A 14,272-nucleotide genomic window follows, 5' to 3' on the forward strand; every position below is an offset into this window, starting at 1 on the left:
AATCTCCTTGTCTGATCTGAATCAGCGGCCCGCCACCAGGTCCACGGGCGCGGCGTGCAGCAGGTTGAGCTTCTTGGGGATGAGCTTCAGCTCGAAGAAGGTGTCGGCAATCTTTTGCTGCTCGGCCAGAATGCTGGCGTCCACCACCTTCGTGCCGTATTCAGCGCGGCTCAGGTACAGCTCGGTCACGGCGGGGTCCAGCCCCAGAATCTGCGACAGCTCGGTCGCCGCAGCGCCCTTGTTCTTGCTGGCCCAGGTGTCGATGGCGGCAATTTCTTCAATGGCAATGCGCAGCACATCGGCGTTGCGGCTGGCAAAGTCACGCGAGGTGAAGTAGTAGGTGCGGTTGTTGACCACGCCCTTGGCATCGACCAGCAGGCGGGCGTCCAGCGACTTCTGGGCAGCGGCCAGGAAGGGGTCCCAGATCACCCAGGCATCGACCGAGCCTTTTTCAAACGCCGCACGCGCATCGGCGGGAGCGAGAAAGACGGACTGCACATCGCCGTATTTCAGGCCATGCTTTTCCAACAGCTTGACCAGAAAGTAATGGACGTTGGAGCCTTTGTTATAGGCAATGCGTTTGCCCTTGAGGTCGGCCACGCTGCGAATGGCCGAACCCTTGGGCACGATCACCGCCTCAAGCCCTGGCCGCGCCACGGTGGCACCAGCATAGACCAGCGGCGCACCAGCGGCCTGGGCAAAAATGGGCGGCGCTTCGCCCACATCGCCAAAGTCGATGGAGCCGACGTTCAGCGCCTCCAGCTGCACCGGCCCGGCGTTGAATTCCACCCAGCGCACGGAAACGCCCAGTGGCGTCAGCCGCTTTTCCAGCGTGCCGCGATTTTTGAGAATGGACAGCCAGCCTTTTTGATGGCCCACCCGCAGCACGCGCTGGCCGGTGCCCGTACCCGTACCGCTGCCGGTCTGTGCCAGCAGATTGCCCGAGGCCAGCGCCAGGGCCGAGGCCGCTGTGCCTGCCAGCCACTGACGGCGTGTGGCGCTTGGCAATGACGATGACGATGGCGACGAAATAAGGGCAGAAGTGTGGTTTCGTTCGGTCATGAGAATCAATCCTTGGAGTTCTCAGTCCCCACGCACAGACCACCTTCTGGGCCTTATTTCAGGCGCAACTCGGCCTTCACAGTGCGGGGACTGCTATCAAAAACAGAGACATAGGAATATGGGCACCGCCCCATCAAGGGACAGCAAGCAAGGGCCGCCCCGCAGCGAGGCTGTCGTCCCCCTCGGGGGAAGCCGCGTAGCGGCTCAGGGGGGCGTTAGTTCAAACGCTACATCGCACGTCAGAGAACGCGATGCTTTCAAAATCATTGACAGCAGCCCACTGCGCGCTGCGGCGCAGATCGGTGGCCAGCAGTTGAGCGGCGTCATCCACGCGCTCGGCAATTTCGGGCGACAGGCCATAGCCGCCTTCGGGCAGCAGGGGAACGCCCTGGTCGGTGGCATAGATGCCGGGCAGGATATGGCGCGCGCCCAGCGACTGCAGCACGGGCCGCAGCGCATAGTCCAGCGCCAGCATGTGGTGGGGGCTACCGCCCGTGGCCAGGGGCAGAACCAGCTTGCCCTTGAGCGCGGTCTGCGGCAGCACATCAAGAAAAACTTTCAGCAAACCGGCGTAGGCCGCCTTGTACACCGGGGTGGCCACCACCACGGCATCCGCTTTGGCAACGCGATCGGTGATGGCGCGAATTTCAGGGTGGTCAAACCTGGCATGCAGCAAGGCCGCAGGGTCCAGCTGGTTGAGCTGCAGCACGGGCTCGGTGCTCAGGCCCTGCGCCTGCAGGCGGGTGGCCACAGCACTGAGCAAGGCGCTGGAGCGCGAGGGCTGCGAGGGACTACCGGCAATCAGCAAAATCGACATGGCTTGGCTTTATCTTTGGGGGTGTTTCAGGAGCGTGTTTCCAAGCTCTGCGCTGCCAGCCCGGGGTGGCTGCGGCTCAGACCAGAGCTTGCCGCTGGCAAGCAAGGCCTCGGCCTCATCCCAGGCAGCCTCCCACGCCAGCAGTGGCTGGCGGGCATTCATCGCTCCTGCGCTGATAAAGAACTGCCCCAGACGGCTCCAGAAATTGCTCATGACCCGCTCCTGTTTTTGCTGTGATCTGGTGTGCGGCGGGCCAGCCCGCCGCGCCTTGCTTATTTTTTGGTGTAGATCTGGTCGAAGCTGCCACCGTCGGCAAAGTGAGCCTTGTCCGCAGCCGTCCAGCCGCCAAAGGCCTTGTCGATGGTGAACAGTTCCAGCTTGGGGAACTGCTTGGCGAATTCAGCCGCCACCTTGGCATCTGTGGGGCGGTAGAAGTTCTGACCGGCAATGCGCTGGCCTTCTTCGCTGTACAGATACTTCAGATAGGCCTCAGCCACGGTGCGTGTGCCTTTTTTATCGACCACCTTGTCCACAATCGCTACCGATGGCTCAGCCAGAATGGACAGCGAAGGCACGACGATCTGGAACTTCTCGGCGCCAAACTCCTTGAGCGCCAGATAGGCTTCGTTTTCCCAGGCCAGCAGCACATCGCCTTGGTTGCGCTGCACAAAAGTCACGGTGGAGCCGCGTGCACCGGTATCCAGCACAGGCACGTTCTTGTAGAGCTTGGAGATGAAGTCCTTGGCACCGGCATCACCGCCGTACTTGCGCTTGGCAAATTCCCAGGCCGCCAGATAGTTCCAGCGTGCGCCGCCGGAAGTCTTGGGGTTGGGTGTGATCACCTGGGTGCCGGGCTTGATCAGGTCATCCCAGTCCTTGATGGCCTTGGGGTTGCCCTTGCGCACCAGAAACACGATGGTCGAGTTGTACGGAGCGCTGTTGTGCGGCAGGCGCTTTTGCCAGTCGGGCTTGACGCTGCCGTTCTTGACCAGCGCATCAATATCGCCAGCCAGCGCCAGCGTGGCCACATCGGCCTCGATGCCGTCAATGATGGAGCGCGCCTGCTTGCCCGAGCCGCCATGCGACTGCTTGATGGTCACATCCTGGTTCTGCGTGGCCTTCCAGTGCTTGGCAAAAGCCTGGTTGTAGTTCACGTACAGCTCACGGGTGGGGTCATAAGAGACGTTGAGCAACTGCACGCCTGTTTGCGCAAATGCAGGCAATGTGGGCAGAGCGGAGAGGGTCAAGCCAGCGATCAGACCGGCGGCCAGAGGAAACTTGATAAAGTTGCGACGATTTTTCATTGGACTGTGTTCTTGGAGTGAATGGTCAACGGGCTTCTCCCCCGTTGCTGTGCATTCTTGAACCACAGACTTAAAACTCAAACTACTAAGATTTCAGTTTGTTATTACCCAAACATCTGAGACAACCAGAGGACTCGACAAATGGCACGTACCGTTCATTGCATCAAGCTGGATCAAGACGCTGAAGGCCTGGACTTCCCCCCCGCACCCGGTGAACTGGGCAAGCGCATTTATGAAAGCGTGAGCAAGCAAGCCTGGGCCGACTGGCTCAAGCACCAGACCATGCTGATCAATGAAAACCGCCTGAACTTGGCCGACGCCCGCGCCCGCCAGTACCTGGCCCGCCAGATGGAAAACCATTTCTTCGGCGGTGGAGCCGACGCGGCACAAGGCTATGTGCCTCCCAGCGAGCAATGAAATAAAGCACAGGCCCCCAGTGCTGAATAAGCGCTGCGCCTGAAATCCCAAAGCCCCGGGCTTAGTTCATTCTGAGCCCGGGGCTTTTTTGTGGCTTCGCAACAAGCCATTCCAATCATGAAATGCGGCTCTACCCTATACAGATAAAGCGTAGAAAGCTATCAATTTTGCTATTCAAGCATTGACAGCCTCCGTCAGCACCTGAGCCGGTTACGGCTCTCGGGTCCAGACCACCTCAAGGTCTCCATCCACAAAGCCAAGGCCCACCGCCTCACCGGACTGCAGCCACCGGCCAGACGGGCTGGCCAGGTAGTCCAGCACCAGCGCTTTCGCCTTTTCCAGACAAACCTCCCAGTCGCTGCCGGAGAACTCTTCGGGAATGTCAATGCCTCGCGGGTCTGGCGACCAGATTTCATCGCACGGCCAGTCCGGATCGTCTGCAGAAAAGGCCCTGGCACCAATCAGCTCTATGCCGAACTTGACGCCTGGCACCAGCGCCGGCTCGTACAGATTGAAAGAGAAAGCGGCAATGTCAGCGCTTGTTTGCGACGCGGCAGCGTCCAGCCAGCGGCGAAACTGAAGTGAAAAATCCATAGCAGCCCCGGGAAAAACGATGCTGGGAATCTTAAAACCTGTTTAGCACAGGTCATTCCATGCGGTACAAACTGTCCATGCCCACACCCTGCGCTGGCACGCTGTCGGGGCAAGCAGGCATTGGCAGGCCCTGCCCCCATCCAGCGGCCAGGGCCTGCACATCACTCACTGGGTCGGACGACTTGGCCCGCTCATTGCGGATGCGGCAGGTTTCAGCATCGGTGGCGAGCAGCGCGCGGGCGAAGACTCGGCCTTGCTCCGACAGCCTTGCGGTTTTGGGGCCGCGAATCCTCGTGAACGCCTGAAAGACTTCATCCAAGCCGCCACTTGCACCCTCCAGGCACCGCGCCAGATGCCAGGCATCTTCCAGCGCCTGGCAAGCACCTTGGCCCGACGTTGGCAACGGCGCATGGGCAGCATCCCCCACCAGCAGCACATTCGCCCGGCTCCATGTCTGCAGCGGCTCCAGATCATGCACCGCAATCAGCCGCATGGCATTTGCTGGCGTGGCCCGAATGATGCGCGCCACCGGCTCGGGCCAGCGTGCGAAAACATCCTCAACCTCCTGGCGCATATCCGGGCGCAAACCAGCCTCAGCCAAGGGTCTTGCCTGCGCTGCGGCCCAATACACCAGGTCGGGGCGAATTGGCACGCAGCCAAAGCGCTCGCCCACGCCCCAGAAGTCCTGAATCGCCATATCGCCCACCAGCGCCTGCGGTGCTTGCGTCATCTGTGCCACGCCGATCCAGTTCACAAAGCCCTGATAAACAGGCCGGTTGTCACCCGCAACAAATTGGCGCGCCACCGAATCCATGCGGCCGTCGGCGCCAATAAGTAGATCCGGGCGGATGCTGGCGCCATTCTCGAAATGGGCGACAGCCTTGCCATGGACATCGAGCTCAATGCCCACCGCCCGGTGCCCAAACTCCACGGGTATCCCGGCCCGGTCTGCGTGGTCCAGCAACACCTGCTGCAAATCCCGGCGCAGCACCGTGTAGCTGGGGTAGCCCATCGTGCTGTTCAGCAAGGCAATATCGAGGCCGCCCAGTGCATTGCCCGCAGCATCCTGGCGGCGCGTGCTCAATGGCTGGCCCGCAATGGCCTCCACGTCTTGCAGCAGCCCCAGCTCTTTCAGCACAAAGCTGGCATTGGGCCACAGCGTCACGCCCGCCCCCATGGTGGCTGGCCCCGCCCGGCGCTCATAAACCCGAGGGTTGTAGCCCTGCTGGCGCAAAGCCAGTGCCACGCTCAGGCCTGCAATGCCACCGCCCAATATTCCGATTTCCACGTTGAATCTCTCCTGTCCATACGATGCCCGGCGCCACTTCCATCGATTGCACCGGGCAAAAGCGGCATCTTAAATTTCGCCACTAGAGAGCACTAGCGGTCAAAATCAGGACGTTTTCATACCTCAAACGGGATAATCCATGCGTGATGCACTCGATCTGAATACCGTCCGTGTCTATGTGGCCGTGGTGGATGAGCAGAGCTTTGCGGGTGCATCGCGTCTTTTGGCTATGCCTTCGTCCAATGTCAGCCGCCACGTTGCCGCGCTGGAGCGCAGACTGGGCACACGTCTGCTGGAGCGCAGCACCCGCCACCTGCGCATGACGGAAGCGGGCCGGCTGCTCTACGAACGCGCCAAACCTTTGCTCGACACCTTGCTCGGCACGGAGGAAGAGCTGGGCGCGGTGCAGCGCGAGCTGCGCGGCCCTTTGAAGATGTGCATGCCGGGCGAGGCGCCCAGGCTGCTGGCGCCCATCCTTGCCGAGTTCTGCAGTCTCCACCCCGGGATTGAGCTTGAATGCGACACCCGCATGACCGGTCTGGAAGTGCTGCGAGAAGACGTGGATCTGTCCATCGTCTTCCACCGGGGCCCTCAGGAGGACAGCACTTTCATTACCCGCGAACTGGCCACCCTGCCCAGCATCGTGGTGGCCGTTCCCTCCTTGCTGGCTAAGACTGGTATGCCACGCCATGTGCGCGAGCTGAAATCGCTGCCCTGCATCACCACCCTCAGTGCGCTCAAGGGCCAACCTTGGCAGTTTCAGAACGCTGCGGGCGACATCGTCAAGGTGCCGGTGCGCAGCCGCTACCGCGTCAACAGCGGAGAGCTGGCCGTGGCAGGCGCACGGCAAGGCATAGGCTTTGCGATTGTGGCGGCCAACCCCTGCCAGGAAGACCTTGCTGCGGGCCGATTGCAGGAGGTGCCACTGGACTTGTGCCCCGCCCCCCTGAAATTGCTGGGGGCATATAGCCACCGCCACTCGGTGACTGCGCGTGTGCGGGCACTGCTGGAGTTGATACAGCTGCGGCTGGCGGGATTGGCAAGCTCTCCCGACAAGCAGGCGAAGGCCTGAAAAGAAACCGCCTCCACCGTTGCCACGAAACGAACCAGCCCGACAGCCACACCACATCAACGGTGACCGCTATCAAAACAGATGTTTTCTGCTCCAGCCCTTGGCCAGTTGCATGACTCAGGCCGCTTCAGGCCACGGACTAACCCGAATACCTGTCTGAAACTGGCTAAAATCGCGCTCATCCTGCGGGAGAGCGGAACCCGGCAACGGTTCCCGCCGAAGGCGCAAACTCCCATAATCGCTCAGGCAATAAGTACCGCAGGTGGGCCAGGCAATGGCCCGGATATCGCCAACTGGAGAGCAGTCCGCAATCACAAGTTTGCAGGACTCACCGAAGGGGCAAGCACGCCAGACGCCTTGGCGCACGTGCGCAACTCTCAGGTACAAAGGACAGCGGGAGAGGCAAACCAGACATTCCCGCCGATGTGAGTGGCGGGTCTATTTTCAAAAGCCTCCAAGCGCCGTCATGCTGCCTTCCGTCTCTTTGCTGGATTCGTTCCAGACCTCCAATTTCACCGTCATGCTGGTCATCTATCTGGTGGCCATCACGGCAGAAGCCATGTCTGGCGCGCTGGCGGCTGGCCGTCGCAATATGGACATTTTTGGCGTGGTGGTCATCGCCTTTGTCACCGCCCTGGGCGGCGGCACCATTCGCGACATGGTGCTGGGCCACTACCCGATTGGCTGGACGCAACACCCCGAATATGTGTATCTGGTCATCAGCTTTGGCCTGCTGACCACGGTGATTGCGCGCCATATGGTCAAGCTCAAGCAGGTGTTTTTGCTGCTGGACGCCATGGGCCTGATTGCTTTCTCGCTGATCGGCTGCAACACCGCGCTGGAGCTGGGCTACCCGACCATCGTCGTCATCATGGCGGGCATGATTACCGGCATCAGCGGCGGCATCCTGCGCGATGTGCTGTGCAACCAGGTGCCCGTGGTCTTCCGTCGCGAGCTATATGCCAGCGTCTCGCTCACCGTCTGCCTGATGTTCCTGGGCCTGCGCTATCTGGATGTAAGCTCGAACATCAGCACCGCGATCTGCTTTGCGGGCGGTCTGGCCTTCCGTCTGGCGGCGATTCGCTTTAAATGGCGGCTGCCGGTCTTCTCTTATCAACAACGTTGGGAGTAGACGGCTCCCCCCCTGTGGCGCTGCGCGCCTTCCCCCTGAGGGGGACGGCACCTTCGCCGCGAGCCGGCTCTTGCTCGGTGCCACTGACTTTGGAGTGCGCCAGTTTTTGTGCCACGCCCTCTTTGATGTCGTTTTTTCATGTCTGAAGCTCTTGATCGCCTGCTTGAAGGTATGACCCCGAACGCCCAGCAGTGGCGCGTGCTGGAGACCGACTTTGCTTGCGGCCTGGGCTTTTTGCAGACCTGGGCTGCATGGCAGGCCCGTGCTCAGCGCCCTCGCATGCTGCATTTTGTGGCTTTGCTGGGTCATGCCCCCACTCACGCTGAACTGCAGCAAGCCCTGCCCACCAGTGGCCCACTGCAGCCACTGGGCGAACAATTGGCTGCGCAATGGTGGGGGCTGCTGCCCGGCATTCACCGCCTGTCGTTTGAGCAGGGCCAGGTGCTGCTGACGCTGTATGTGGGTGATACGCAAAACCTGCTGCGCAGGCAGCCACCACTGGCGGCAGATGGCATCCACATGCGCAATGCCGATGACGCCTGCTGGAGCCCCGATGCCCTCAAAAACCTGGCCCGCCACTGCCGCCGGGGCACGCTGCTGACGGCGCCCACGGCAAGCATGGCGCCCGCATTGCGCAAGCTGGGCTTTGAGCTGCAAGGCGATGCAATCCACGCACAACAGCCGCAGGCGCTGCAAGCCCGCTACAACCCCGCCTGGGAGCCGCGCCACCGCGCGGATGGCCTGCCCGCCCCGGTCAATCAGCCCGGCCACTGTCTGGTGCTGGGCGCAGGTCTGGCCGGTGCGGCAGCGGCCGCCAGTCTGGCCCGGCGCGGCTGGCAGGTGACCGTGCTGGACAAGGCGGCCCAGCCCGCAGCCGGTGCGTCCGGCCTGCCTGCGGGTCTGTTTTGCCCCCATGTTTCGCCCGACGACAGTGTTTTATCGCGCCTGTCCAGAAGCGGCGTGCGCACCACGCTACAAACTTTGCAGCACCTCAGCAGCCATGCCAAGCTGCCGACAGCTCAGGACTGGGCGCATATTGGCGTGCTGGAGCATGACCTGAACGAGCCCGCCCATCTGCCCCCGCAATGGCTGGATGTAGGCAATGCAGAGCACAGCATGGGACTGCAATGGAGCAGCCCCGCCAACCCCGAGCATCTGAGCGCCGCCCATCTGCCACCGGATAGCCACGCCATCTGGCACACACAGGCAGGCTGGGTCAGGCCTGCGCAACTGGTGCACGCCCTGCTGCAGTCACCCGGCATTCACTGGCAAGGCAATGCCCATGTGGCAAAGCTGCAGCGCGACTCCATCAGTGGCCAATGGCAGGTGCTGAACGAGCAAGGCCAGGTTCTGGCCCAGGCCTCCATGCTGGTGCTGGCGCTGGGGCCGGACAGCAAGGCCCTGCTGCAAGCCAGCGGCCTGCCCGCAGGCGAGTGGGAACTGCAGGCCATTCGCGGCCAGGTCAGCATGGCCGAGCATGATGCCGGGACGCAGGCCGCCATGCCGCCCTTCCCCGTCAATGGGCACGGCAATCTGGTGCCAGACTTTCCGGGGGCTGCGCCAGCCGATGCGCATCAGTGGATCATGGGTTCGACCTTCGAGCGCGATGTGACCGAGCTGCCACCCTCGCCCGCCGACCAGCAAGCCGCACATGCCAGCAATGGCGAAAAGCTGGCCGCGCTGCTGCCCGCGTGCAGACAGGCGCTGCAGTCTTTCTTTGATGCACCGCAGCAGCCCGCCACCTGGGCGCGCGTGCGCTGCGCGGCCTATGACCGTCTGCCGCTGGCCGGGCCTGTGGGGCAGAGCGCTGACGACCTGCCCGGCCTGTGGGTGCTGACGGGCCTAGGCTCACGGGGGCTGACGCTGTCCATGCTGTGCGGCGAGCTGCTGGCCGCACGCCTGCATGGCGAGCCGCTGCCGCTGGATGCCAGACTGGCGCAAGCGCTGGGCACACAGCGGCTGTGGAGCCGCGGCGCGGTTTCAGCGCCATAAAAAACTCTCAAAAAAATAGCAGGTAGCGCTTGATAGGTAAGCGCTACCTGCCGTTTTTATGCATTTTTTACTTAAATATTTAAGCGTGCTTATTCGCTGCCAAGCGATGCCACGCTTACCAGCGGCTCCAGCCTCGTGGCCAGCACCTTGTCCAGCGTTTTGCCATCCATGTCCACGATTTCAAAACGCCAGAACTCCCACTCCACCACATCGGCTTCCTTGGGCACGCGGCCCAGCAGCAGCATGATCATGCCGCTGAGGGTGTGATAGCGGCCGCGCTCTTCTTCAGGCACGGTGTTCAGGGCCAGGCGGTCCTTGAGTTCGGGCACGGGAATATGTCCGTCCAGCAGCCAGCTGCCGTCTTCACGCTGCACAGCCCAGCTCTCTTCAGGGTCGTCGGGCAGGAATTCGCCGGTGATGGCCTCGATCAAATCCTGCAGCGTGACAATGCCCTGCACCTCGCCGTATTCGTCAATCACAAAGGCCATCTGCAGGTCAGACGTGCGGAAATTGTCCAGCAGCTCCATGCCCGTAATCGTCTCGGGCACATAGAGCGCGGCCTGCAGCGGCTGATCCTTGAGCTTTTGCTCGCCCTTGTTGCGCACGGTCTGCGCCAGCCACTGGCGGGCATTGAGCACGCCCACAATATTGTTCATATCGCCGCGCACCACGGGAAAGCGTGCGTGGTCAGCCTGCTCCACACAGGCCAGATTCACTTCCAGGCTGTCTTCAATGTCCAGGCAGATCACATCGCTGCGCGGCACCATCAGCGAGCCAATCTGGCGCTCGTCCAGACGAAACACATTGCGCACCATGGTGTGCTCTTGCGACTCGATCACGCCTGCGGTGTGACCTTCAACCAGAATGGCCTGAATTTCTTCTTCAGTCACCACGCTGCCATTGTTTTCCTTGACGCCCAGCAGCTTGAGCAAGCCGCGTGTGGACGCCGACAACAGCCACACGAAAGGCTTGGTCGCCAGCGCCAAGAAGTTGATGGGGCGCGAAATCAGGCGTGCCAGTGCTTCGGGGTTGCTCTGCCCCATGCGCTTGGGAACCAGCTCACCCACAACAATCGAGAAGTAAGTAATCAGCACCACCACTAGGCCGGTGGCCAGGTAGTCCGCGTACTTCTGGGTCATGCCCACCGCGACCAGCCAGTTCTCCAGCGGGCCCGCCAGCGCGGCCTCGCCCACGATACCGTTGAGCACGCCAATCGAGGTGATACCGATCTGGATGGTGGAGAGAAAACGGGTGGGATCTTCTCCCAGTTTGATAGCAGCCGCCGCGCCGCTGTCGCCCTCATCTGCCAGTTTTTGCATGCGGCTCTTGCGGGCGGTGACCAGCGCAATTTCCGACATGGCGAATACGCCGTTCAAACAGATAAGAGCGAAAAGTATGGCTATTTCCATAGTCAGGCACCCGCTTTCAATCCAGGCGCCTCAATCGTTAAACAAGCCCCGATTCTAGGGAATCCCGCATCTAGTCTGGTTTGAAGAATGCCAGCGCAGCCCAAGGACATCCAGCGCCAGCCCTATTACATATTCATTCAGATATATATGAAGCACGAAATAATCGTTTGTTTTTATATAAAGCCTCTCTACAGTTCGGGCCAACGATCAAGGTGAATCTGCACCCGCAGGCCTTGAGCGGCCCCACGCCAGAACTGTAGACACATGTACCAATACACAGCCTTCGACAAAGCCTTCGTCCAGCAACGCGCCGACCAGTTTCGTGACCAGCTAGAGCGCTGGCAGGCAGGCAAGCTCGCGGAAGACGATTTCCGCCCGCTGCGCCTGCAAAACGGCTGGTATGTGCAGCGCTACGCCCCCATGCTGCGCGTGGCCGTGCCCTATGGTGAAATCAACTCCGCCCAGATCCGCGTACTGGCCAAGGTGGCCCGCGAGTATGACGAGCCGGAAGCCGAAGTTTTCAAGGCCGCCATGGAAGGCCAGGGCAAGCTGGGCACTACGTTCTTGCCCAAGAACTGCGCCCACTTCACCACCCGCACCAATGTGCAGTTCAACTGGATTCCGCTGGCCAAGGCCGCCGATGTGATGGATTTGCTGGCCACCGTGAACCTGCACGGCATTCAGACCAGTGGTAACTGCATTCGCAACACCACCACCGATGCGCTGGCGGGCATTGCCCCCGACGAAGCGGTTGATCCCCGTCCCTACGCCGAAATCCTGCGCCAGTGGACCACGCTGCACCCGGAATTCGCCTTCCTGCCACGCAAGTTCAAGATCGCCATCACCGGCGCCACCGAAGACCGCGCCGCCACCGGCTGGCACGACGTGGGCCTGCACCTGCTCAAGAACGAAGCAGGCGAGATCGGCTTCAAGGTCTTCGTGGGCGGCGGCATGGGCCGCACGCCGGTCATCGGCACCGTAATCCGTGAGTTCCTGCCCTGGAACCAGATCATGAATTACATCGAAGCCATTGTTCGTGTCTACAACGAACTGGGCCGCCGCGACAACAAGTACAAGGCGCGCATCAAGATTTTGGTCAAGGCCGAAGGTCAGGCTTATATCGACGCCGTGGAAGAGGAATACCGCCAGATCGTTGAAGTGGACGGCGGCCCCCACACCGTGCCTCAGGCCGAGTTTGACCGCGTGGCCGCCATGTTCACCACGCCCGATCTGTCCAGCCACCCCGCTGTGGCCGCAGAGCAGGCCAACGCCGAGTTGCAGCAGCAAACTGCTTCCAACCCCGCTTTTGCCCGCTGGGTGCAGCGCAATGTGCATGCCCATGCCAACCCCGCCCTGCGCGCCGTGACCCTGTCCTTCAAGCGCGTGGGCCAGGCCCCGGGCGATGCCACAGGCGATCAGCTGGATGCGCTGGCCGATCTGGTCGATGTGTTCTCCGCCGGTGAAGCCCGCGTGACCCACGACCAGAACGTGATGCTGCCCTGGGTGCACGCCAGCGAGCTGTTTGCCCTGTGGCAAAAGGCCAAGGAACTGGGTCTGGCCAGCACCAATGTGGCGCTGCTGACCGACATGATCGCCTGCCCCGGCGGCGACTTCTGCGCGCTGGCCAATGCCCGCAGCCTGCCCATTGCCGACGCCATCACCGCCCGCTACCAGGATCTGGACGAGCTGGACGACATTGGCGAGATTGACTTGCACATCAGCGGCTGCATCAACAGCTGCGGTCACCACCACAGCGGTCACATCGGCATTCTGGGCGTGGATAAGGACGGCAAGGAGTGGTACCAGGTCACGCTGGGCGGCTCGGACGGCGCCACGCTCTCCGGCCCCGCAGTGGCGGGCAAGGTCATCGGCCCATCGTTCTCCGCAGCCGAAGTGCCCGATGTGCTGGAAGCCGTGCTGACCACCTACCGCGACCTGCGCCAGCCCGGCGAGCACTTTATCGACGCCGTGCGCCGCATTGGTCTGGACCCCTTCAAGGAAGCCGGCAAGGCTGCCCGCCACCCCGCCGCCGCTGAAGAAGAAGTGCTGGCCTGAACGATAAGAACAAGACAGGAACAAGGACCAAGTCATGAAAATTCTGGCAAACAACGAATACCAGGCCCCCGCTGAAAGCACCGGCAGCACGCTGGTGCTGGCCAACGATGTAAATGCACTGGAAGCCAACCTGGACGGCATCACCCAGGTGGACCTGCAGTTTCCTAACTTCACCGACGGCCGCGCCTTTAGCCAGGCCTATTTGCTGCGCCGCCGCCTGAAGTTTGCAGGCGACATCCGCGCCACCGGGGATGTGCTGATCGACCAACTGGTGCAAATGGAGCGCACGGGCTTTAGCAGCGCCGTGCTGCGCGAAGGCGTGGACGCTGCGGATGCCCAGCGCCAGTTTGAGCGCTTTGGCGGCTACTACCAGGCCGATGCTGTGCACACCAAACCCCATTTCGCCGAGGAGCAAGCATGAGCCAGACCACTGCCGCAACCGCACCCGCGCTGGATCTGGCGCAGATCAATGCCGAGCTGGGCCGCGACGCCCAGGCGCTGGTGAACTGGGCCGTGGGCCTGGGCCAAGCCACCATCGTCACCACCAACTTCCGCCCGTTTGAGGCCGTGATCCTGCACATGGTGACCCGCGCCAACCCCGACGTGCCCGTGGTGTGGATGGACAACGGCTACAACACGCCAGCGACCTACCAGTTTGCCGATGCCGTCACCAAGCAACTGGGCCTGAACCTGAAGATTTACCTGCCGCTGCGCAGCCGCGCCCACCGCGAAGCCGTGGAAGGCGAGACACCTGCACTGGACGACCCGCGCCACGCGGCGTTCACCGAAGAGGTGAAGCTGGAGCCTTTTGCCCGCGCCTTGCGCGAGACCGCGCCCAAGGTCTGGTTCACCGCCCTGCGCGCCACCGACACCGCCGTGCGTGCGGCCATGGACCCGGTCAGCATCAACCCCGACGGGCTGATCAAGGTGGCGCCGCTGCTGCACTGGTCGTCCAAGGATTTGTACGAGTACTGCGAAAAGCACGGTCTGCCCAACAACTTTGACTACGTGGACCCGACCAAGGGCGAAGACAACCGCGAGTGTGGGTTGCATCTGTCGCACTGAAAGTGGGACACCCCCTGAGGCGCTTCGCGCCTTCCCCCTCTCTCTACGTGCTTCGCACTACGGGA

14 protein-coding genes and 2 riboswitches are annotated in these 14,272 nt (G+C 61.9%); of the genes, 7 read left to right on the top strand and 7 right to left on the bottom strand.

Translation table 11 applies throughout. The features are described from left to right. Positions 1-21 precede the first annotated feature (21 nt). From JDW18_RS14050 to JDW18_RS14065, 4 genes are all read right to left on the bottom strand, one after another. Positions 22-1,062, bottom strand: coding sequence for a sulfonate ABC transporter substrate-binding protein (locus JDW18_RS14050; protein ID WP_218240050.1), 1,041 nt, complete (start codon positions 1,060-1,062; stop codon positions 22-24). Between the two features lie 220 nt (positions 1,063-1,282). After that, positions 1,283-1,879: an NADPH-dependent FMN reductase gene (ssuE, locus tag JDW18_RS14055; protein ID WP_218240051.1), complete on the bottom strand. Its 597-nt coding sequence runs from the start codon at positions 1,877-1,879 to the stop codon at positions 1,283-1,285. A gap of 9 nt (positions 1,880-1,888) precedes the next feature. Next, on the bottom strand, positions 1,889-2,092 hold the full coding sequence (locus JDW18_RS22625; RefSeq protein WP_246609930.1) for a hypothetical protein: 204 nt from the start codon (positions 2,090-2,092) through the stop codon (positions 1,889-1,891). Between the two features lie 59 nt (positions 2,093-2,151). Further along, positions 2,152-3,183, bottom strand: a complete 1,032-nt coding sequence (locus JDW18_RS14065) for a sulfate ABC transporter substrate-binding protein (RefSeq protein WP_218240052.1) — start codon at positions 3,181-3,183, stop codon at positions 2,152-2,154. 141 nt (positions 3,184-3,324) lie between these two features. Between JDW18_RS14065 and JDW18_RS14070 the strand changes: the two genes are divergently transcribed. Then, the gene (locus JDW18_RS14070; protein WP_218240053.1) at positions 3,325-3,600 is read left to right on the top strand and encodes an oxidative damage protection protein; all 276 of its coding nucleotides are present in this window, start codon (positions 3,325-3,327) and stop codon (positions 3,598-3,600) included. Between the two features lie 210 nt (positions 3,601-3,810). On the opposite strand, the gene JDW18_RS14075 is transcribed toward JDW18_RS14070, so the two are convergent. Further along, positions 3,811-4,194, bottom strand: coding sequence for a hypothetical protein (locus JDW18_RS14075; protein WP_218240054.1), 384 nt, complete (start codon positions 4,192-4,194; stop codon positions 3,811-3,813). 52 nt (positions 4,195-4,246) lie between these two features. After that, positions 4,247-5,482, bottom strand: a complete 1,236-nt coding sequence (locus JDW18_RS14080) for an FAD-dependent monooxygenase (RefSeq protein ID WP_218240055.1) — start codon at positions 5,480-5,482, stop codon at positions 4,247-4,249. 139 nt (positions 5,483-5,621) lie between these two features. On the opposite strand from JDW18_RS14080, the gene JDW18_RS14085 reads away from it, so the two are divergent. The 3 genes from JDW18_RS14085 (at position 5,622) to mnmC1 (ending at position 9,678) form a co-directional block, all read left to right on the top strand. Next, complete coding sequence (locus tag JDW18_RS14085; protein ID WP_218240056.1) at positions 5,622-6,554, top strand: LysR family transcriptional regulator; 933 nt, start codon at positions 5,622-5,624, stop codon at positions 6,552-6,554. A 176-nt stretch (positions 6,555-6,730) separates the two neighbouring features. After that, positions 6,731-6,823, top strand: a riboswitch (glycine riboswitch). A 14-nt stretch (positions 6,824-6,837) separates the two neighbouring features. After that, positions 6,838-6,958, top strand: a riboswitch (glycine riboswitch). Positions 6,959-7,020: 62 nt separating this feature from the next. After that, entirely contained in the window at positions 7,021-7,686 is a 666-nt protein-coding gene (locus JDW18_RS14090) for a trimeric intracellular cation channel family protein (protein WP_218240057.1), read from the top strand. 138 nt (positions 7,687-7,824) lie between these two features. Then, positions 7,825-9,678, top strand: a complete 1,854-nt coding sequence (gene mnmC1 / locus JDW18_RS14095; protein WP_218240058.1) for an FAD-dependent 5-carboxymethylaminomethyl-2-thiouridine(34) oxidoreductase MnmC1 — start codon at positions 7,825-7,827, stop codon at positions 9,676-9,678. Between the two features lie 89 nt (positions 9,679-9,767). Here mnmC1 and JDW18_RS14100 read toward each other — a convergent pair whose 3' ends face one another. Further along, positions 9,768-11,087 (bottom strand): hemolysin family protein, encoded by a 1,320-nt coding sequence (locus JDW18_RS14100; RefSeq protein ID WP_218240059.1) that lies wholly within the window; start codon positions 11,085-11,087, stop codon positions 9,768-9,770. A 264-nt stretch (positions 11,088-11,351) separates the two neighbouring features. On the opposite strand from JDW18_RS14100, the gene JDW18_RS14105 reads away from it, so the two are divergent. From JDW18_RS14105 to JDW18_RS14115, 3 genes are read left to right on the top strand one after another with little or no spacing between them, the layout of a single operon-like run. Then, the gene (locus JDW18_RS14105; protein ID WP_218240060.1) at positions 11,352-13,142 is read left to right on the top strand and encodes a nitrite/sulfite reductase; all 1,791 of its coding nucleotides are present in this window, start codon (positions 11,352-11,354) and stop codon (positions 13,140-13,142) included. Positions 13,143-13,176: 34 nt separating this feature from the next. After that, positions 13,177-13,563, top strand: a complete 387-nt coding sequence (locus JDW18_RS14110; protein ID WP_218240061.1) for a DUF934 domain-containing protein — start codon at positions 13,177-13,179, stop codon at positions 13,561-13,563. Continuing rightward, positions 13,560-14,207 carry a phosphoadenosine phosphosulfate reductase domain-containing protein gene (locus JDW18_RS14115; protein ID WP_218240062.1) on the top strand — a complete coding sequence of 216 codons (648 nt, stop codon included), beginning with the start codon at positions 13,560-13,562 and terminating at the stop codon, positions 14,205-14,207. Before JDW18_RS14110 ends, JDW18_RS14115 begins: the two co-directional genes overlap by 4 nt. Positions 14,208-14,272: the final 65 nt, after the last annotated feature.

The organism is Comamonas fluminis (assembly GCF_019186805.1).
In the GTDB taxonomy this organism is placed as follows: domain Bacteria; phylum Pseudomonadota; class Gammaproteobacteria; order Burkholderiales; family Burkholderiaceae_C; genus Comamonas; species Comamonas fluminis.